Raw genomic sequence first — 20,341 nt, 5'->3', positions numbered from 1 at the left:
AACGTCGTACCGTGGCCGCCCCCCCTGCCCTGCCGGGCATCTCCCCACAGGTGGGGAGATTGGCTTGGGCTTGCTGGCTTCCCCAAACAACTAGCGCCACAGCGTGGGCGAAACCGTCGAGGGACGGGAAAGTTTCGCCACTTGTGATCTCCCCGCCTGTGGGGGAGATGCCCGGCAGGGCAGAGGGGGCGGCCACGGCAAAACGGCAAAGATAGCCCCGTTAAAACCAAGGCCGCGATTCGCGCTTACGCCGCTGCCTTCGCCCCTGCATAGGGATCAAACCGCCCATAAAACGTCTCGCCCTTGACGGCCATGTCCTTCAGCAGCGGCGTCGGCTTGAAGTGATCTCCGTAAGCCAACGCTAACTTCTCAGCCAACGCGACGAAGGCCTTTACACCCATGCCGTCGATATAGCTCAGCGCCCCGCCGGTATAGGGCGCGAAGCCGAAGCCGAGGATCGAGCCGACGTCGGCTTCGCGCGGATCGGTGACGATACCTTCCTCGACGGTGCGGGCGGCTTCGAGCGCGATGATGACAAGGAAGCGCTGCTTCAGCACCGCGACATCGACCTCATCCGCCTTCTTCTGCGGATAGAAGTCCTTGAGCTCGGGCCAGAGCGACTTCTTCGCCGGTTTCGGCGGATAGTCGTAGAAGCCCTTGGAATTCTTGCGGCCGAAGCGGCCTTCCTTTTCCACCATGCGGGAGATCAACTCCATGTGCCTGGGGTCGATGGCCTTCTCGCCGAGATCGGCGACGGTGGCCTTGAGGATCTTCAGCGACAGGTCGATGGCGACCTCGTCGTTGAGCGCCAGGGGACCAACCGGCATGCCGGCCATCTTGGCGGCATTTTCGATCATGACGGGCGGCACGCCCTCGATCAACATGTCGTAGCTTTCCGACATGTAGCGCAGCACGCAGCGATTGACGAAGAAGCCGCGGGTGTCGTTGACGACAATCGGCGTTTTCTTGATCGCCGCGACATAATCGAGCGCGACGGCCAGCGCCTTGTCGCCCGTCTCCCGGCCGAGGATGACCTCGGTCAGCATCATCTTTTCGACGGGCGAGAAGAAGTGGATGCCGATAAAATCGGCCGGGCGCTTCGAGTTCTTCGCCAGTCCCGTGATCGGCAGGGTCGAGGTATTGGAGGCGAAGATCGCCCCTTCCGGAAGTACGGCTTCAATCGCCGCGATGACCGATTTCTTCACTTCACGGTCTTCGAACACCGCCTCGATGACGAGATCGGCATTGGCGAGACCGGCATAGTCGGCGGCAGGCGTGATGCGGGCTAGAACGGCTGCGGCCTCATCCTGCGTAAACCGCCCCTTACCGACGGAATCCTTGACCAGGCCTTCGCAGACGGCCTTGCCCTTGGCGGCCGCTTCCATGTCGCGGTCGATCAGCGTCACCGGTAGACCGGCGGCGGCGGTGACATAGGCAATCGACGCGCCCATGAAGCCGGCGCCGACGACGCCGACATGTTTCAGTTCCGTCTTGGGAATGCCGGCGGGGCGGCGGGCGCCCTTGCCGAGCTCCTGCATCGAGATGAACAGCGAACGGATCATCGAGAAAGCTTCGCGGGTCTGCAGCACCTCGGTGAAATAACGCTGCTCAATCTTGAGACCCGTGTCGAACGGCACCTGCAGGCCTTCATAGACGCATTTGAGGATGGCGAGCGCAGCGGGATAATTGCCGGAGGTTTCGCGGCGCAGGATTGCCGGAGCGGCCGGCCAGAGCTGGGCGGAGGCCGGCGTCCAGATGCCGCCGCCCGGCAGCTTGAAGCCCTTCTCGTCCCAGGGAGCGACCGGCTTCAGGCCATCCTTGATCATCTGCTTGGCGGCGGGGATCAGCTGATCCGGCTCGACCACCTGATGCACGAGGTTCATCGCCTTGGCGCGGGAGCCGCTGAGCGACTGGCCGGTCGTCATCATCTGCAGCGCATCCTGAGCGTTGGCGAGGCGCGGCACGCGCTGGGTGCCGCCGGCGCCGGGAAAGATGCCGACCTTGACCTCGGGCAGCGCGATCTTGACGCTCTTGGCATTGGAGGCGACGCGGCCGTGGCAGGCGAGCGACAGTTCGAAAGCGCCGCCCATGCAGGTGCCGTTAATGGCCGAAACCCAGGGCTTGCCCGAAGTTTCGAGCTTGCGGAACAGGCCGGACATACGGCCGACGAGACCGAAAAGCGTCTGAACAGCCGTTTCCGGGCTCTTTGCCTTCTCCTCCTGATAAGAGCCGAACATCGACTTGATCATCGACAGATCGGCGCCGCCTGAGAAGGAGGACTTGCCTGAGGTAAAGACGACGCCCTTGACGGCGGCGTCGGCAGTCGTGGCGTCGATGATGGCGTTGAGCTCTTCCATCACCTCGGCGGTGAAGACGTTCATCGATTTGCCGGGCATGTCCCAGGTGACGAGAGCGATGCCATCGGCGTCGGTTTCGAGCGTGAAATTGGTGTAGGTGCTCATCTTGGGAATTCCTCTCCCTGAATTCTCTTGCGGTGAAGCCCCTCCCCGAGAAGGGAGGGTTCAGATCCGATCAAACGCGTTCGATAACCGTCGCCGTGCCCATGCCAGCGCCGATGCAGAGCGTCACCAGCGCGGTATTGCGGTCGCGGCGTTCGAGTTCGTCGAGCACCGTGCCGAGGATCATCGCGCCGGTGGCGCCGAGCGGGTGGCCCATGGCGATGGCGCCGCCGTTGACGTTGATCTTGGCGTGGTCGATATCGAAGGCCTGCATGTAGCGCAGCACGACGGCGGCGAAGGCCTCATTCAGCTCGAAGAGGTCGATGTCGGCAAGGCGCATGCCGGTCCGCTTCAACAGCTTCTCGGTGACATCGACCGGGCCGGTCAGCATCAGAGCCGGGTCGGAGCCGATATTGGCGAAAGCCTTGATGCGGGCGCGGGGCTTCAGTCCCATGCTCTCGCCACCCGCCTTGGAGCCGAGCAGGACAACGCCGGCGCCATCGACGATGCCGGAAGAATTGCCGGCATGATGGACATAGTTGATGCGCTCGATCTCCGGATGCGCCTGGATGCCGACGGCCTCGAAGCCGCCCATCTCGCCGGGCATCTGGAAGGAAGGATTGAGGGAGGCGAGCGCCTGCATATCGGTGCCGGGGCGCATATGCTCGTCCTTATCGAGGATCGTCAGGCCGTTCTGATCCTTGACCGGGACGACCGACTTGTCGAACCAGCCCTGCTCCCAGGCATGTCCAGCGCGCCTCTGGCTCTCGACGGCGTAGGCGTCGACATCGGTCCTGCTGAAACCGTATTTGGTGGCGATGAGATCGGCCGATACGCCCTGCGGCATGAAATAGGCCGGGAAATTCACCGAGGGGTCCATGAACCAGGCGCCGCCCGACATGCCGAGGCCGACACGCGACATGCTTTCGACGCCGCCCGCGATGACGATGTCGTCGGCGCCTTGGGCGATCTTGCCAGCGCCGAAATTGACGGCATCGAGGCCGGAGGCGCAGAAGCGGGAGATCTGCATGCCGGGCGCCCGGGTGGAGTACCCAGCTTCGAAGGCGGCGGCCTTGGGGATGACGGCGCCGGCATCCATGACCGGATCGACGCAGCCCATGATGATGTCGTCGACGGTCGTGGTGTCGAGCCCGTTGCGGTCGCGGATCGCTTCCAGCGTCTTGGCCGCCAGGCGGACGGACGGCACCTCATGCAGGGCGCCGTCCTTTTTGCCGCGGCCGCGCGGCGTGCGGACGTGATCGTAAATGAAAACCTCGGTCATTGTCTCGTCTCCCTGACGGCAATCTATCTTGCCTCGAATCTTGGAAGGAGGAGAAAGGACCCCTCCCCAGCCCTCCCCACAAGGGGGAGGGAGAAATGGCTCAAAACGCTTCCGCGGCCAGTTCCATCATCGTATCGGCGCCGGCTTCGATGCGGGCCTTGCGCAGCGCGGTTTCCGGCATGATGCGTTCCATGAAGAAGCGGGCGGTCACCAGCTTGCTCTTCAGGAAATCCTCGCGGCTCGCATCGCCTGATGCAAGGCCATCCTCTGCCGCTTTCGCCATCTTCGCCCACATATAGCCGAGGACGACGAGGCCGAAGAGATGCATATAGTCGGTCGAGCCAGCGCCGGCATTGTCGGGCCTGGCCATGGCATTCTGCATGAACCACATGGTCGCGGCCTGGACGTCGTTCAAGCCCTTCTTCAGATGCTTGGTGAAGAAGGAGAGTTTTTCGTCGCCGCGGTTTTCCTCGCAGAAATCGCCGATCTCCTTGAAGAGGGCCATGGCGGCGCGGCCGCCGTTCAAGGCGAGCTTGCGGCCGACGAGGTCCAGCGCCTGAATGCCGTTGGCGCCTTCATAGATCATGGCAATGCGGGCATCGCGCACATACTGGCTCATGCCGTGTTCTTCGATATAGCCGTGGCCGCCGAAGACCTGCTGGGCCATGACGGCATGGTCGAAGCCCTTGTCGGTCATCACGCCCTTGAGGATCGGGGTGACGAGGCCGAGAATGTCGTCGGCCGTCTGGCGCTCCATCTCCCCGGTGGCGCGATGAGCGATATCGGACTTCAGCGCCGTCCACAGCAGGAAGGCGCGGCCGGCTTCGTTGAAGGCGCGGATCGTCATCAGCGTGCGGCGGATATCGGGATGGACGATGATCGGATCGGCCTTCTTATCGGGCGCCTTGACGCCGGACAGCGAGCGGCCCTGGATGCGGTCGCGGGCATAGGCGGCGGCGTTCTGATAGGCGATCTCGGAAATGGCGATGCCCTGCAGGCCGACCATCAGCCGGGCCTCGTTCATCATCACGAACATGGCATTGAGGCCGCGGTTTTCGGCGCCGATCAGGAAACCGGTCGCCTCGTCGTAATTCATGACGCAGGTGGCGTTGCCGTGAATGCCCATCTTGTGCTCGATCGCGCCGCAGGAAACGGCATTGCGGGCGCCGGGCGCGCCGTCCCCACCGACCAGGAATTTCGGAACGATGAACAGCGAGATGCCTTTGGTGCCCTCGGGCGCGCCTTCGATGCGGGCGAGCACCAGGTGGACGATATTATCGGTCAGGTCGTGTTCGCCGGCGGAGATGAAGATCTTCTGGCCTGATATTTTGTAGCTGCCGTCGGCCTGCGGCACTGCCTTGGTGCGCAGCATGCCGAGATCGGTGCCGCAATGCGGCTCGGTCAGGTTCATGGTGCCCGACCAGGAGCCGTCGACCATCTTCGGCAGGTAGGTGTCCTTCTGCTCCTGCGTGCCATGGACGAGGATCGCGGCGATCGCGCCCTGCGTCAGGCCGGGATACATCATCAGCGACATGTTGGCGGCAGAAGTATATTCGCCGACGGCGCAATGCAGCGTATAGGGAAGCCCCTGCCCGCCGAATTCCTCCGGCACCGCAAGGCCGATCCAGCCGCCTTCGCGATAAGCCTTGTAAGCTTCTCTGAAGCCCTTCGGCGTCGAGACGCTGGCATCGTCGTTGCGATGGCAGCCTTCCTGATCGCCGGAATAATTCACCGGGAAGAGCGCCTCCTCGGCAACTTTTCCGGCCTCGCCGAGAATCGCCTCTATCATGTCAGGCGTCGCATCGGCAAAACCCGGCAGATTGTTGTAGCGTTCGAGGCCCAGCACGTCGTTCAGGACGAAGAGCGTATCGTTCACCGGGGCCTTGTAGACTGGCATTTCGCGAATTCCTCCATTCGACTGACCGGGTCGCACCGGCCTCGGGCACTGTCTTACAAAATATTGACGTTTGCGTAAACGTCAAATTCCGCAGCTTCGCCATCTTTCTCGAAAAAATTCGCGGGCGGCGAACCTGCGGACGATCAAATGCCCGAAGGCACGAGACGTCATCCCCCTTCCTTGTCCATCGTGGAACGGGGTATAAGTGCCAGCGTCTTTCGATCGGTAAAATTTGGGCCGCAGTTCGGGAATGCCAGAGGAGGGGCGCCGGGATGATCAGTTTCGAGGCGATAAGGCAGCGTGCGGAACAGCGGAAAGGCGGCGCGGCCGCGCTGCAGGCCTTGCTGGAAAAGCATCGGCCGGATCACGAGAGGCTGCGCGCCATGCCCGACGACCGCATTCTTGCCGACATGACCCGGCGCATCTTCTACAGCGGCTTCGTCCAGAAGGTGATCGATGCGAAGTGGCCGGGCTTCGAGGCGGCGTTTTCCGGTTTCGATCCGGCAATGCTGAATATCGCGCCCGACGATTATTGGCATGAGCTGACCTCGGACGAGCGGATCATCCGCAATGGCGCGAAGATCATGTCGGTTCGCGCCAATGCCGCTTTCGTCAGGGAGCTGGCGAAGGAATACGGCAGCGCCGGCGTCTTCTTCGCCGACTGGCCGCGGGAAGACCAGATTGGCCTCCTCGACCTGTTGAGCAAACGCGGCAGCCGGCTCGGCGGCATGACCGGACAATATTTCCTGCGGGGCATCGGCCGCGACAGCTTCGTTGCGACGATGGATGTGCTTGCCTGCCTGAGATCGGCCGGCGTGCCGCTGTCTGCCTCCGGCACGGCGAAGAAGGACCAGCCGCCGATCCAGAAGGCCTTCAACGACTGGGCCGAGGAGACCGGCCTTTCCTTCATCCATCTGTCGCGCATCAGCGCCTATTCGATCGATGCGGGAGCGCCGCACTGAAATTGCGGCTCCGCTTCTTTCCGGTCCGGCCGCTTTCCGGGGCGGGAGGGTAGCGCCTGCGGCGAAACAACTTCCGCGGCGGAGATGAACAGGCTAAGTACGTATCGTCGGAACTGGCAGGGAGGAACCAATGCCGCGCCTGGACCATGTGACAATCGATACCCGCGATGCGCCTGCCATGATCGGCTTCCTGCAAGCCATTCTCGGCGTCAAGGAAGGCTATCGGCCGCCCTTCCCCTCGCCCGGCCATTGGCTCTATCTGGACGACCACCCGGTCATTCATCTCAGCCTGACATCGAGCAGCACCGATTTTCCGCCGGGCATCTTCAATCATGTCGCCTTCAGCCTTTACGAATTCGCCCCGGCGCTGGAGCGCATCAAGGCGAGCGGCTATCGCTATGAATATTACGATATTCCCGACACCGACCTCGGCCAGGTCTTCGTTTACGGTCCCGAGGGCGTGAAGATCGAACTGCAATATCCGCGGCCGGCCTGACGCGCCGTCGGGCGGGATGAGCGGCAATTGCCGCCAAAAACGGCGTTTGAGACACAAACGTTAAAAAATTCTCATCGATATTAACGGCTTGTTTACCACGTTTCGTGAAAGGTGCGGGTTGAGCAGTAGCGACCCGCATTCCTTTTTACAGTCTCGCGTTTCTAAAGGATGCCGCTACATCGTTCAGCCTGAGGAAAGTCTAATTGACGATCTTCTTGTGGATGGTGCGCTCCGGTCGGCGTGAAGACGCTGGCCACAGACGGAAAAGCCACGGATCGAGCTCTGACGAGAGGTCGAGCAGTCGAAGCGAGCAAGAAGATGAACGGATCGCGATCAAATCCTTCCCGGCAGTCCGACAGGACCTCGCTCGATGCGCTGAACCGCACGATCGAAGGGCTGGAGGCGCGCATCGAAGGGCTGATGGGCAGCGGGCGCGAACAGCGGCCGCGCACGGCAACGGCCGAGCGCGACGTTTACGCCGGCGCCAATTCGCCGCGCCCGGCAAGAGCGCCGATCGAGCCGCGGCCGGATCCGCTTGCTGAAATCCGCCAGCGCCAGCGCGCGCTGGATGCCGGCCGCGAGCGGCCTTACGGGCGCGAGCCGGCCCCGCAGCTGCGCGAACCCGCGCCGCGCGCCGCAGCGTCTCAGCCGGCACCCGCCTTCCGCGCCGGCGAGGATACGATGACGGAAATCGCCCAGGCGCTTGTCAACCTGCGCCAGGACCTGAAGCGCGACATTTCCGAAGGCGTCACCCGCGAAATGAACGCGCTGCGCACGGAACTGCGCGAGATCAAAACAAGTGCCGGAGACGGCCGCTTCGCCGACGACATCCGCGCCGACATGAACCGCCTCGCCCAGAGCATCACCCAGCTGACCGGACGCTCGGGCGGCGCGGAAGCGGCCGGCCTGCGTGAAGATGTCGAGGACCTGCGATCGCTGATGGACGGGCTGGCGCGCGAGGAATCGCTGCGTCACATGGAAAGCCGCTGGGACGGCTTCGAAAACCGGCTTGCCGCACTCGATACCGAGGGGCTGCAGGAAGAGCTGGTTTCGCTCGCCTACCGGCTCGACGACATCAAGCGCCATATCGGCGGCATGGGCGAAAGCCCGGCGGTCCGCGCGCTGGAAGACAAGCTCATCGCCATCGCCACGGCGATGGAGCAGTTCGGCAATATGATCCAGCCGCATGACCGGGTCATGGCCGAACAGTTCGCCGCCATGGACATGCGGCTCGACGAGATCAGCCGGGCGATCGCGGCCAGCGGACGTGCGGCCGCCAACAGCGATCCGACGCTGATGCAGCGGCTGGAAAGCCGGCTTTCGGCGCTCGCCGACCAGATCGACGTGATGAGCCATGATGCCGCCAGCCGGGCGACGCCGGCCGATGAGCTGGCAATGCGGCTGGAAGCGCTGACGGAACGTGTCGAGGAGCTGACCAAGGCGGAAGCGACGTCGCGGCTCGACGAGCGGCTGGAACATCTTTCCTATCTGCTGGAGCGCACGCAGCAGACGGCCGCGCAGCCCGACCTCACCGGACCCCTGTCCGACATCTCCCGCAAGATCGACGCGCTCGAGAACGGCGCCGTCAACGACGTGCTGGCGCAGCGGCTCGATTATCTCGCCCGGCGCATCGACGAGATGGCCCATCCGCAGCCGGCGACGGCCGCGGCGATCGACGACGGCGCCTTCCGGCGTCTCGAAGGACGGCTGAGCGATATCGCCGCCCGGCTGGAAGAGAGCACAGCAGCAGCGCCGACCGATCCGCGGGCGCTCAAAAACCTCGAAGACCAGATCGCCAATCTTTCGGCGCTGATGAGCGAGCCGCGCGAAAGCGCCGCGATCCCCGCCGATCTCGACCAGCGCATGGGCGCGATCGAAGATTATATGGCGACGAGCGACGAATATATCATCGAAGCCGCACGCCAGGCGGCGGAAGCCGTCGTCGAGGCCTATTCGCGCAATGGCGCCGCCCATGGCGGCGTGCCCGCTGCCGACATGTCGGCGCTGACGGCGCTGGCCGAGGATCTGCGCCACCTCGAGGATATCAGCCGCGACAGCGAGGAGCGCACGCACAAGACTTTCAAGGCGCTGCATGAGACGCTGGTGCATATCGCCGACCGCCTCGACGGGATGGAAGAGCGCGGACGGCCGGTCGCCCCGATGCCGGTCGCCGACGTCGATTTCGATGTCGACCCTTACGCGCTGATGGTGGCCGAGGCCGCCCGGACGCCGGAAGCTGCCCCGGCAGCGATGGCCTCTCCGGTCATCCGCCCGGTTGAGGTCGCAGCCGAACCTGCCGCCCCGGCGCAGGCCGCGGTCATGAGCGGAGCGAGCGCGATCGCCATCGAAGCGGCGACCAGAACGCCGGAGGCGGCGACGCCGGCGCCGGCAAAATCCAGTCTGCTCGCCAGCCTCGGCAAGCGGTTGCGCCCCGGCAAGAAAGCCGAGACGAAGGCCGCCGAACGGGCGGTGATCGACCCCGCGCCGTCGATCGATCCTGCCGACGTGGTTCCGACGGATGCCGCGAACGAACTGCTGGAGCCGGGTTCGGGCGCGCCTGACGTCAAGAAGATCCTTGAACGGGTGCGCGCCAGCCAGAGTGCCGCACGCGGTAAACCTCCCGTCGAGACCGATCGCGCCGATTACATCGCCGCTGCGCGCCGGGCGGCGCAGGCAGCCGCGATGGAAGTGGACGCCAATCCGAAGCAAGCGGCCGCCAAGGCCGAGAAGAAGGGCGCGACAGCCAAGGCTGACAAGTTGGGCAAGAACGACCAGACGGGGAAAACCGGCAAGGTCAGCGCCTTTTCGCGCTACCGCCGGCCGATCCTGCTGGCGGTCGGCGCCGTGCTGCTCGCCATCATGGCCTTTCCGCTGGCCCGGACGCTGACGAGCGGCGAACCCGCGCCGCAGCCGCCGGCGGAGGTCTCGGCGCTGACCGGAGCAACGGATAACCCGCAGCCGGCCTTGCCGGATGGGACGTCCGCCCAGCCCGACACCGGCGCTGCGGAGGTGAACGCTCCCGCAGTCGAGACGGCTCCCCCGGCCGCCGACCGGGAGCAGCCGGAAACAACCGCACCCGCCGCCGGCGATCATCTGACCGACGCTGCCCCGCTTGACGCCGAAGGAGCTGCAAATTTTGCGCCCGCCGCTTCGTCCAGCCCAACGCAGGGAACATCGGGCTTCGTTCCGAATACGCCAGCCGCAGCGCCGCAGGCCGCCATCACCATTCCCGACACCGTGCAGCCGAAATCGCTTGCAGATGCGGCGCAGGGCGGCGATGCGCTGGCGCTGTTCGAGATCGGCGCGCGCTATTCGGACGGCCGCAACGGCATGGCCGTCGATCAGAAGCAGGCCGCAGGCTGGTACCAGCTTTCGGCCGACAAGGGTTTTGCGCCGGCGCAGTACCGGCTCGGCAGCATGTATGAGAAAGGCAACGGCGTCGAACGCGACATCGCCAAGGCAAAGACCTTCTACGAGCAGGCCGCAAACCAGGGCAATGCCAGCGCCATGCATAATCTCGCCGTGCTCCACGCCTCCGGCGCGCTCGGCCAGCAGGATTATACGACGGCCGCCTCCTGGTTCATCAAGGCCGCCAACCTCGGCATCACCGACAGCCAGTTCAACCTAGCGATCCTCTGCGCGAGGGGCAACGGCGTTCCGGCCGACCTCGAAGAATCCTACAAGTGGTTTGCAGTCGCCGCCAAGGCCGGTGACAAGGATGCGGCCCAGAAGCGCGACGAGGTCGCCAACGCGATGAAGCCCGAACAGCTCGAGCGCGCCCGCGCCAAGGCCGATCTCTGGCAGCCGGAGACGCTCGACCACCGCGCCAACGGCATCGACATCCCCGACGAATGGGCGGGTACCGGCGCGAAGACGGCCTCCGTCGACATGAAGAAGGCGATCCGCAACATCCAGGCCATCCTCAACAATAACGGCTTCGACGCCGGCGTGCCGGACGGCGAAATGGGCGCAAAGACCGTGACCGCGATCAAGAACTTCCAGAAGTCGATCGGCCAGCAGCCGGACGGCAAGGTGACCGATGCGACGGTCAGGGCGCTGCTCGAGCGCAACAAGCAGGTGGCCAAGGCGATCTAGAACGGTTCCCGCCGGCTACGGACATGACGATGTCCTGTTTGCGCCAAGCCGGGCGCAAACCGCGCCGCCCTTTTGCTGGAATCGCGCTACAGAAGGCTTGCGGCACAAAGGCATCTCGATTTTTTCCGCCGCCTGTCACGCAATCTGAAAAAAGCCGGATTATGCGGGACAGATCGCTCGGCGCATCCATCGAATCGTCCACTCTCGATCTCCATCGCTCCTGGGGGCTGATCGAAAGCCTCTGGCAACGATTTCGCAGTATGGTGCGCATTCGAACGGGGACGTGACGGAAACCGCCCGGCAGGGGCGGTCATCATTCGGGGTCGGTTGTGACAATCTATCTGCCTATCGCAGAATTGTCGGTGAACATTTTCATCATTCTCGGCATGGGGGCGGCCGTCGGATTCCTGTCAGGAATGTTCGGTGTCGGCGGCGGTTTTCTCATCACGCCGCTGCTGATCTTCTACAATATCCCCCCTGTCGTCGCGGTGGCCACCGGCGCCAACCAGGTGGTGGCGTCGTCGATTTCGGGCGCGATCACCCATTTCCGGCGCGGCACCCTCGACGTCAAGCTCGGCACGGTGCTTCTGGTCGGCGGTCTTTCAGGCGCCACGGTCGGTATCTGGATCTTTTCGCTTTTGCGCCGCGTGGGCCAGCTCGACCTCATAATCTCGCTGATGTACGTCATCTTCCTCGGGACTGTCGGTGGGCTGATGCTGCTCGAAAGCATCAATGCCATGCGCCGCGCCGCCCGCAACGAACCGCCGGCGCCGCGCAAGCCGGGCCACCAGCACTGGGTGCACAAGCTGCCGCTCAAGGTGCGCTTCAAGAAATCGAAGATCTTTCTGAGCGTCATTCCGATCGTGGCACTCGGCTTTGCGATCGGCATCCTCACCTCGATCATGGGCGTCGGCGGCGGCTTCATCATGGTGCCGGCGATGATCTATCTCCTGCGCATCCCGACCAATGTCGTGGTCGGCACCTCGCTCTACCAGATCATCTTCGTGACCGCCTATACGACGATCGTGCAGGCGGCGACGAACTTCTCCGTCGACATCGTGCTTGCCTTTATCCTGATGGTCGCGGGTGTGATCGGCGCGCAATATGGCGTTCGCGTCGGCCAGAAGCTGCGTGGCGAACAGCTGCGCGCCCTGCTCGGCCTGCTGGTGCTGGCCGTTGGCCTGCGTCTGGCGATCGCGCTGGTGGTAACGCCGGCCGACGTCTATTCGGTGGTGATGGGGGGTAACTGATGCGTCTGCTCGCCGCCTTCCTCGCGCTTCTTTGCCTGCTGCCGGCGACCGCCGGCGCGCAATGGCTGCCGGGACAATCAACGGAAGCGGTGCGCGAAGGGCTTGAGATCGGCACCTCGACCAGCGAAATCGCCATCACCTCGGACTTCCACGGCGCCGATCTCACGATCTTCGGGGCGCTCTCCAACACCGATCAGCTGCTGCTCGCCATCGGCCAATATGACGTGGTCGTAGTGCTGGAAGGCCCGCGCCAGGATGCGACGGTGCGCAAGAAGGAACGCGTCTTCGGCATCTGGGTGAATACGCGCTCGATGACCTTCGAGGCGGTGCCGCATTCCTATTCGATGTCGAGCTCGCGAATGATCGACGATCTGACGACGCCGCTCGAACTGACCGATCAGGGGATCGGCATCGATCACATTCCGCTGACGCCGGTCGGCTTCGTCGGCGACGGCAGCAATCTCGGCGAATTCCGCCAGGCTTTCCTGCGGCTGCAGCAGGGAGGCGCGCTTTATGACCGCAATCCGAGCGGCGTGCGGTTCGTTTCCTCGAACCTGTTCAAGGCGGGCCTGCGCCTGCCGGCAAATATTCCGAACGGGGTGCATACGGTGCGCGCCTACCTCTTCAAGAGCGGCAATCTCGTCACCGAGAAATCGCTGCCGCTGCGCGTCATCAAGACGGGCATCGAGCAGACGATCACCGATGCGGCGCATGACCAGCCGATCCTATACGGCTGTGCGGCCGTGCTGCTCGCCGTGGTCACCGGCTGGGGCGCCAGCCTGATCTTCCGCAAGGACTGATCCGCGCAGAGCGACGCCCGGCAAATTTTTCCAGACAAGAGTGAGGCTTTGGTTCGCTGGCGGCCATCGATCGGCCACAAAAACCGCTTGCAATTCGCTATCAGTCGATTTAGCCTTCAACCAGTTGCTAAAGGCAACCGGTTCTGATTGTGGTTTGGAAGGAGGATTGGAGATGAGAAAGCTTGTTGTCTGGAACCTGATGACGCTCGACGGCTATTTCGAGGGTACGAAACCGTGGGATATAGACTTCCACAATCTCGCCTGGGGGCCGGAGCTGCAGCGCCTGGCCGAGCATTTCGGCGAAGAAGGCGATCTCCTGGTCTTCGGCCGCAAGACCTATGAGGGCATGGCTTCCTATTGGCCGACCGCCGGGAGCGAAGACAAGATCAAGGCCTATATGAACGGCATCGCCAAGATCGCCGTTTCGCGGACAATGACCGAGCCCGGCTGGAACAATGCCCGCATCGTCAGCGATCCGATCCCCGAACTGACGAAGCTGAAGCAGGAGGACGGCAAGACGATCTTCATCTTCGGCAGTGCCGAGCTTGCCGACAGCTTGCTGAAAGCGGGCCTGATCGATGAAATCAGGGTCTGCGTGGTGCCCGTCATCCTCGGCGGCGGCAATCCGCTTTTCAAGGCGGCTGCGGCCCAGCTGCCGCTGAAACTCATTGAATCCTCAACGACGGCAAGCGGCGCGGTAATCCTGCGCTATGAACCCGTCAAGGCGTAGCGGGTGCCGCGCATAGCCCCTCCCCCTTGCGGGGAGGGGTTGGGGAGGGGTCTTCACCCCGTGGCCTTACCCTTTCTAAAAAGCTTCGTATTTGAGTAAAAACCGGTTCTTAACGTTTACGAGTTAGTAATCTCTCTGAAACGAGAGGTTTTGTTATGCGTACTCGTATCGTTCTGACCGCCGTGGGTTTCGCGCTGCTTGCCGGCTGCGCGACGGCGCCGAAGCAGACGAGAAACATCTGCGCCGTGTTCGACCAGCGCGAGGGGCTTTTTTCCAGCTGGCAGAGGGCGGCTGAACGGACGGAAAAGAAATACGGCGTGCCCGTGCCGATCCTGATGGCGACGATGTACACCGAATCCGGCTTCCAGCCCTATGCGCGGCCACCGCGCACCAAGCTCTTCGGCTTCATTCCCTGGACCCGGCCATCGACCGCCTACGGCTATTCGCAGGCGCTCGACGGAACGTGGGATCACTATCAGTCGCAGACCGGGAACTGGGCGGCACGGCGGACGAACTTCACCGACGCCATCGATTTCATCGGCTGGTATCATTACCAGAACAGCGTGGAGACCGGCATTCCGCTGACCGACGCCTATAATCTCTATCTCGCTTATTATTCCGGTCCGACGGGATATAAGCGCGGCGACTGGCGCTCGAACGGGCAGTTACAGCAGACGGCGCAGAAGTTCGCGCGGATGGCATGGACCTATCAGCAGCAATTGCAGGGGTGCAACTAAGCAATAATTAGGGTGCGCCGTGGCCGCCCCCCTCTGCCCTGCCGGGCATCTCCCCCACAGGTGGGGAGATCACAAGTGGCTTGGCCTTCTCACTCCGTCTGCCGTTGCGGCGGCTGTGACGTTTGTTGTTTGGGGATGCCATCGCGCCCAGCCAATCTCCCCACCCGTGGGGGAGATGCCCGGCAGGGCAGGGGGCCTTACACGGCACACCCTATCAGGGGTAACAGTTCCTACCCCCTCAAATTCCCATACCTGACCGAATAAATCCGGTCCCGCCCCAACAGATGCGCCACCAGCGCCGCCCTGTCGAACAGGTCCTTCATCGCCTGATGGCCGAGATCCAAGCCGCCGCTCATGACGCCGAAGGCGGGCATTAGCAGGCGGGCGCCGTCGGTGGCAAAACACGGGCGGCGGATCGATCTCTCGCGCCGGCGCACGGTCGCCGACGGGTGCAGGTGGCCGGCGATTTCGCCGCTCTGCAGGCCGTTTTTCGGCTCGTGGCGGAAGGTCAGGCCGGCATAATGCATCTCGTCGGTGCAAGCGCCGGGCAGATCGACGACGCCGTCGGGGTCGTGATTGCCGTTGATCCAGATCCATTCGCGGCCGCGCGCCATGGCGACGATCAGCGCCCGAAAGTTCTCTGGCAGATGCGCGGAGCCGATGCGGTCGTGGAAATTGTCGCCGAGCGAGACGACGAGCTTCGGATCATAGCGCGAGATGACCGCGGCCAGCACGGTCAGGGTCGCCAGCGTATCATAGGGCGGCAGCATCATGCCGCGTCGGGCGAAGGCCGCACCCTTTTCCAGATGCAGGTCGGAGACGACAAGCAGGCCGGCATCGGGCAGATAGAGGGCGCCGAGCGGATCGCAGACGGCGGCAATGCCATGGATCGACGTCTCGATGCCCGGCACCGCGGCCAATCCTGAAATGTCGCGCGCGAGCGCCAGGCGGTTCATCACGGTCGTTATTCCCAAACAGGTCTCAGGCCATCGCTTCGGCGATCAGATCGTCCGCCGCTTCGGCGAGCAATGCGTCATGGGCCTCGCCCGGCACCGCTTCGCGTCCGATCTCCAGCATCACCGGCACGGCGAGCGGGGAAATATGGTCGAGCGGGCGATGGGTGATATGGCCCCTGATTCGCATCAGCATATCGCCAAGTCGGCTTATATCCAAAAGTCCGGTCGCCGCATCCTGCCGCGTCGCCTGCAAGAGGATGTGATCCGGCTCGTGGCTGCGCAGCACGTCATAGATTAGATCGGCGGAGACGGTGATCTGGCGGCCGCTCTTTTCCTTGCCAGGATGGCGGCGCTCGATCAAGCCTGCAATCACGGCGCAATTGCGGAAGGTGCGCTTCAACAGGAAGGATTCGTTGAGCCAGGCTTCGAGATCGTCGCCCAGCATGTCCGCGTCGAAGAGGTCGGAAAGGCTGAGCCGGCCGTTGCCGATCATCAGGCCCATATCCTCCAGCCCCCAGATGGCGAGAGAATAATCGGTGGCGACGAAGCCGAGCGGCTTGGCGCCGGCCCGGTCCAGCCGGCGCGTCAGCAGCATTCCGAGCGTCTGATGGGCGAGACGGCCCTCGAAGGGATAGGCGACCATATAGAAGCGGCTGCCGCGCGGGAAGGTTTCGATCAGGAACTCGTCGCGCTTCGGCAGCATCGACTTGTCCGTCTGCAGCGACAGCCAGTCGCGCACCTGATCCGGCAGCTGGCGCCAGCGGTCGGGATCGGCGATCATCGCCCGCACCTGTTCGGCGAGATAGGTCGACAGCGGGAATTTGCCGCCGGCATAGGAGGGGATCTTCGCATCGAGCGAGAAGGCCTGCGAGGCCAGGCATTCGTTTTCGCGGATGCCTTCGAAGCGCAGCACCTTGCCGGAGAAGATGAAGGTATCTCCGGGCGACAATTGCTCGAGGAAATATTCCTCGACCTTGCCCAGCGTGGCGCCGCCGCGGCCGATCCGGCCGCCCTCGCCGCGCTTGACCATGCGGATGTTCAGCATCGGGCTTTCGACGATGGTGCCGAGGTTAAGGCGATATTGCTGGGCGACGGCAGGATTGGAGACCCGCCAGCGTCCCTCCTTGGTCTTGCGGATGCGGGCGTAACGCTCGTAGGTCCTCAGCGCATAACCGCCGGTCGCGACGAAATCGACGACGCGTTCGAAGTTTTCCCAGGTGAGATCGGCATAGGGCGAGGCGCTGGTGATCTCGTCATAGAGTTCCAGCATGTCGAAGGGTTCGGCGCAGGCCATGCCGAGCACGTGCTGGGCGAGCACGTCAAGCGCGCCGCGGCCGACCGGCGGCGTGTCCTGGGCGCCGAGATAATTGGCGTCGAGCGCCGCCTGGCATTCCATGACCTCGAAACGGTTGGCGGGCACGAGGATCGCCTTCGAGGGCTCGTCCATGCGGTGATTGGCGCGGCCGATGCGCTGGGCAAGACGCGAGGCGCCCTTCGGCGCGCCGACATGGATGACGAGATCGACATCGCCCCAGTCGATGCCGAGATCGAGCGTCGAAGTGGCGACGACGGCGCGCAACCGGTTTTCGGCCATCGCCGCCTCGACCTTGCGGCGCTGGGCGACATCGAGCGAGCCGTGATGGAGGGCGATCGGCAGGTTGTCGTCATTGATCGTCCAGAGTTCCTGGAACAGCATTTCGGCCTGGCTGCGGGTGTTGACGAACAGCAGCGTCGTCTGATGGTCGAGGAGCTGCCGGTAGACATCGGGAATGGCATATTTGGCGGAATGGCCGGCCCAGGGAATGCGCTCCTCGGTGGACAAGATCGAAATGTCAGGCTTGGCGCCGCCTTCGACGACCACGAGGCCGGCGTGATGCTCCCTGCCCTCCTCCTGAGCGACCAGCCATTTCTGCAGATCCATCGGCTCGGCGACGGTCGCCGACAGGCCGATGGTCTTCAGGCCTGGGGCAAGGCGGCGCAGGCGGGCAAGGCCGAGCGACAGCATGTGGCCGCGCTTGGAGGTGACGAGCGAATGCAATTCGTCGAGCACCACATATTTCAGGTCCTTGAAGAAACGCTCGGCTTCGCGGTTGGCGAGAAGCAGTGCGACCTGTTCGGGCGTCGTCAGCAGAATATCCGGCGGATTGAGCTTCTGGCGCTGGCGCTTGGCGTTCGGCGTATCGCCGGTGCGGTTTTCGACGGTGACCGGCAGGCCCATTTCCGCGACCGGCTTCATCAGATTGCGCTCGATGTCGATCGCCAGCGCCTTCAGCGGCGAGACATAGAGCGTATGGATGCCGGTAAAGGCGGAGCCCGGCGGAATGCGACCGCGGCGGGTGAGATCGGTGAGCGACGGCAGAAAACCAGCGAGCGTCTTGCCGGCGCCGGTGGGGGCGATCAGCAGCGTGCTTTCGCCGGCCTCGGCGCGGGCAAGCAATTCCAGCTGATGGGCGCGCGGGCGCCAGCCCTTTTCCGCAAACCAGCGGGTAAAGTCGGCAGGAAGCAGGGCGCGGGCTTCGGAATCGATCTGGTCCACATCCCGAAGGTAGTGAAAAACGGGCGAAAAAGAAGGGCGGCCGATCGCTCACATGGCGATATAGCGGTCCTTGCGATGATTGACGGCGAGGGTGAGATTGAGCACGACCGCACCGAGCACCGAACAGGCGATGATGAAGGGGCTGGCGACCAGGAAGGAGAGTGCCAGCAAGATGCCGTCGAAGCCGAGCTGGACGAGGCCGGCGCGCCAGCCGAGACGATCCTGGATGTAGAGGGCAAGGATGCCGATGCCGCCGAGACTGGCGCGATGGCGGAAGAGCGCCAGCATGCCGGCAGCGATGACGAGGCCTCCGAAGAGCGCCCCGGCGACCGGATGGACATGCGCCACGCCGACGAAGGCGGGCGCGAATTCGGAAAGGATCGAGGTCAGGCCGATCGCAACGAAGGTCTTGATGGTGAAGGCAGGGCCCATGCGGCGGAAGGCAAGATAATAGAAGGGCAGGTTCACAGCAAAGAAGCAGAGGCCGAAGCTTATTCCGGTCGCATAATGGGCAAGGAAGGCGAGGCCCGCGGTGCCACCGGCAAGCAGTCCGGCACCGGAAAGCAGCGTGACGCCGAGCACCGCGAGCATGCTGCCGGCGACGATGCCCTGCGCGTCGTCGAAAAGTGAGTGACGGTCGGCGCTGGAATTCAGAAGGCCTGCGAAGGCATTGGATGCCATGATGGTCCCCTGCGGTTTCTCTCCTTCTATCCGGCGCAAGGAGAAAGGCAAGCAGTCGCAGTTGACAGCCGGGATAATCATGGATATTTTTTATCCACGATCAGGAGATTGTTTCAATGAAGATGAGCGACGGCGTCGAGCAGGCCATTCACAGCGTTGCGATGCTTTCCGGCCTCTCCGAAGGCGGCGTGCTTTCGGCCGCGGCCTTGGCAGAATTCCACGGCGTGTCGACGAGCTATCTGTTGAAGCATCTGCAGGCGCTGTCGGGCGCTGGCATTCTCGATACCGTGCCGGGCCCGCGGGGTGGCTATAGACTGGCGAAGGCGCCGGAAGAGATCTCGCTGCTCGATATCCTGCTCGCCGTCGAGGGGCCGGCGCCGGCTTTCCGCTGCGCCGAAATCCGCCAGCGCGGCCCGAGCCCGGTTTCCGACCGCTTCTTCGCCAAGCCCTGCACCATCAGCGCGGCGATGCTGCGGGCCGAACGGGTCTACCGGGCCGAACTCGCCAAGACCAGCATTGCCGATCTCGGCATCGAATTGAATGCCCTCGACGACGGATCGATCGCAGCTAGAGGCTGCGCTTTCCTCGAAATCCACGAACGCAAGACGGCTCGCTGAGCCCTATCAAAGGAGAAAGACATGCAACCGCGTTTCAACTTCGCCAAAGCCGCCCCCGATGCCTACAAGGCCGTCGCCGCGCTCGAACAATATATCCAGACCTCCGGCCTGGAGCGCCGCTTCATCCACCTGATCAAGCTGCGCGCCTCGCAGATCAACGGCTGCGCCTATTGCGTCGACATGCATGTGAAGGAGGCCCGCCACGACGGGCTCAGCGAGCAATGGATCAATCTGATGTGCGTCTGGCGGGAATCGCCGGTCTATGACACGCGCGAACGCGCCCTGCTCGGCTGGGTCGACGCCGTCACCAATATCGCCAAAACCGGCGCGCCGGATGCCGACTACGAGACATTGAAGGCGCATTTCTCCGAGGAGGAGATGACGAAGATCACCGTGACGATCGGCGCGATCAATGTCTGGAACCGGCTGGCCGTCGGCTTCCGCTCGCAGCATCCGCTCGATGCGGTGACAAAGGCGGCTTGAGGCCAATGCTGGTGGACGCGGCATCCACCAGGACAAGGGGCGGGTCGCATCTCCTCTCCCCTACTGGCACCATTGCCGGGGCTGAGACATGTGGCGGCCCATGCAGAGGCGGCGGCAGCCGGATGGAGGGCTGGGGTGTCGGCGTGGCGAATGATGGCATCCTGACAACCGACCCGAAAATCTCGGGTCGGTTGAATATCCGTTACTCGCGACCGGTCGTGGCACGCACCGCAACGGCGTCAAACCCATCGCCCGAGAGGTCGATGCTGTTGAGCAGATCGCGAACCACTTTCGCGATTTCCTCTGCGGAAGCGCCCTTAGCGTATTCTTCCTGCATGCGGCGTCTCACAAGTTTTTCCA

At 63.6% G+C, this 20,341-nt stretch carries 16 protein-coding genes; 9 read left to right on the top strand and 7 right to left on the bottom strand.

What is annotated here, in order from left to right; all coding sequences use genetic code 11:
• Nucleotides 1-245: 245 nt before the first annotated feature.
• The 3 genes from K6M89_RS05755 to K6M89_RS05745 all read right to left on the bottom strand — a co-directional run bounded on the left by K6M89_RS05755 (nt 246) and on the right by K6M89_RS05745 (nt 5,638).
• Nucleotides 246-2,462 carry a 3-hydroxyacyl-CoA dehydrogenase NAD-binding domain-containing protein gene (locus K6M89_RS05755; RefSeq protein ID WP_222138737.1) on the bottom strand — a complete coding sequence of 739 codons (2,217 nt, stop codon included), beginning with the start codon at nt 2,460-2,462 and terminating at the stop codon, nt 246-248.
• Nucleotides 2,463-2,532: 70 nt separating this feature from the next.
• The gene (locus K6M89_RS05750) at nt 2,533-3,741 is read right to left on the bottom strand and encodes an acetyl-CoA C-acetyltransferase (protein ID WP_222138736.1); all 1,209 of its coding nucleotides are present in this window, start codon (nt 3,739-3,741) and stop codon (nt 2,533-2,535) included.
• A 100-nt stretch (nt 3,742-3,841) separates the two neighbouring features.
• Nucleotides 3,842-5,638 carry an acyl-CoA dehydrogenase C-terminal domain-containing protein gene (locus tag K6M89_RS05745; protein WP_222138735.1) on the bottom strand — a complete coding sequence of 599 codons (1,797 nt, stop codon included), beginning with the start codon at nt 5,636-5,638 and terminating at the stop codon, nt 3,842-3,844.
• Between the two features lie 272 nt (nt 5,639-5,910).
• On the opposite strand from K6M89_RS05745, the gene K6M89_RS05740 reads away from it, so the two are divergent.
• The 7 genes from K6M89_RS05740 to K6M89_RS05710 all read left to right on the top strand — a co-directional run bounded on the left by K6M89_RS05740 (nt 5,911) and on the right by K6M89_RS05710 (nt 14,708).
• Nucleotides 5,911-6,600 carry a DNA-3-methyladenine glycosylase I gene (locus K6M89_RS05740; protein WP_097582412.1) on the top strand — a complete coding sequence of 230 codons (690 nt, stop codon included), beginning with the start codon at nt 5,911-5,913 and terminating at the stop codon, nt 6,598-6,600.
• A gap of 130 nt (nt 6,601-6,730) precedes the next feature.
• Entirely contained in the window at nt 6,731-7,096 is a 366-nt protein-coding gene (locus K6M89_RS05735; RefSeq protein ID WP_222138734.1) for a VOC family protein, read from the top strand.
• A 318-nt stretch (nt 7,097-7,414) separates the two neighbouring features.
• On the top strand, nt 7,415-11,191 hold the full coding sequence (locus K6M89_RS05730) for an SEL1-like repeat protein (RefSeq protein WP_222138733.1): 3,777 nt from the start codon (nt 7,415-7,417) through the stop codon (nt 11,189-11,191).
• Nucleotides 11,192-11,520: 329 nt separating this feature from the next.
• Nucleotides 11,521-12,441, top strand: coding sequence for a sulfite exporter TauE/SafE family protein (locus tag K6M89_RS05725; protein WP_097582406.1), 921 nt, complete (start codon nt 11,521-11,523; stop codon nt 12,439-12,441).
• Nucleotides 12,441-13,241: a TIGR02186 family protein gene (locus tag K6M89_RS05720; RefSeq protein ID WP_097582405.1), complete on the top strand. Its 801-nt coding sequence runs from the start codon at nt 12,441-12,443 to the stop codon at nt 13,239-13,241. Before K6M89_RS05725 ends, K6M89_RS05720 begins: the two co-directional genes overlap by 1 nt.
• Before the next feature lie 172 nt (nt 13,242-13,413).
• Nucleotides 13,414-13,971 carry a dihydrofolate reductase family protein gene (locus K6M89_RS05715; RefSeq protein ID WP_097582403.1) on the top strand — a complete coding sequence of 186 codons (558 nt, stop codon included), beginning with the start codon at nt 13,414-13,416 and terminating at the stop codon, nt 13,969-13,971.
• 155 nt (nt 13,972-14,126) lie between these two features.
• The gene (locus K6M89_RS05710; protein WP_222138732.1) at nt 14,127-14,708 is read left to right on the top strand and encodes a transglycosylase SLT domain-containing protein; all 582 of its coding nucleotides are present in this window, start codon (nt 14,127-14,129) and stop codon (nt 14,706-14,708) included.
• A 230-nt stretch (nt 14,709-14,938) separates the two neighbouring features.
• On the opposite strand, the gene pdeM is transcribed toward K6M89_RS05710, so the two are convergent.
• From pdeM to K6M89_RS05695, 3 genes are read right to left on the bottom strand one after another with little or no spacing between them, the layout of a single operon-like run.
• Nucleotides 14,939-15,664 (bottom strand): ligase-associated DNA damage response endonuclease PdeM, encoded by a 726-nt coding sequence (gene pdeM / locus K6M89_RS05705; RefSeq protein ID WP_222139025.1) that lies wholly within the window; start codon nt 15,662-15,664, stop codon nt 14,939-14,941.
• Between the two features lie 25 nt (nt 15,665-15,689).
• Nucleotides 15,690-18,200: a ligase-associated DNA damage response DEXH box helicase gene (locus tag K6M89_RS05700; protein WP_222138731.1), complete on the bottom strand. Its 2,511-nt coding sequence runs from the start codon at nt 18,198-18,200 to the stop codon at nt 15,690-15,692.
• Between the two features lie 48 nt (nt 18,201-18,248).
• Nucleotides 18,249-18,881, bottom strand: coding sequence for a YitT family protein (locus K6M89_RS05695; protein WP_222138730.1), 633 nt, complete (start codon nt 18,879-18,881; stop codon nt 18,249-18,251).
• 116 nt (nt 18,882-18,997) lie between these two features.
• Between K6M89_RS05695 and K6M89_RS05690 the strand changes: the two genes are divergently transcribed.
• Nucleotides 18,998-19,498 carry an RrF2 family transcriptional regulator gene (locus tag K6M89_RS05690; RefSeq protein WP_222138729.1) on the top strand — a complete coding sequence of 167 codons (501 nt, stop codon included), beginning with the start codon at nt 18,998-19,000 and terminating at the stop codon, nt 19,496-19,498.
• A gap of 21 nt (nt 19,499-19,519) precedes the next feature.
• Nucleotides 19,520-19,981: a carboxymuconolactone decarboxylase family protein gene (locus K6M89_RS05685; protein ID WP_222138728.1), complete on the top strand. Its 462-nt coding sequence runs from the start codon at nt 19,520-19,522 to the stop codon at nt 19,979-19,981.
• Nucleotides 19,982-20,183: 202 nt separating this feature from the next.
• On the opposite strand, the gene K6M89_RS31475 is transcribed toward K6M89_RS05685, so the two are convergent.
• Entirely contained in the window at nt 20,184-20,318 is a 135-nt protein-coding gene (locus tag K6M89_RS31475) for a hypothetical protein (protein ID WP_281428470.1), read from the bottom strand.
• Between the last annotated feature and the right edge of the window lie 23 nt (nt 20,319-20,341).

Source organism: Rhizobium croatiense (genome assembly GCF_019793465.1).
GTDB lineage: Bacteria > Pseudomonadota > Alphaproteobacteria > Rhizobiales > Rhizobiaceae > Rhizobium > Rhizobium croatiense.
Note: the sequence above shows the minus strand (reverse complement) of the source record. Positions and strands in the feature narration are given on the sequence as shown.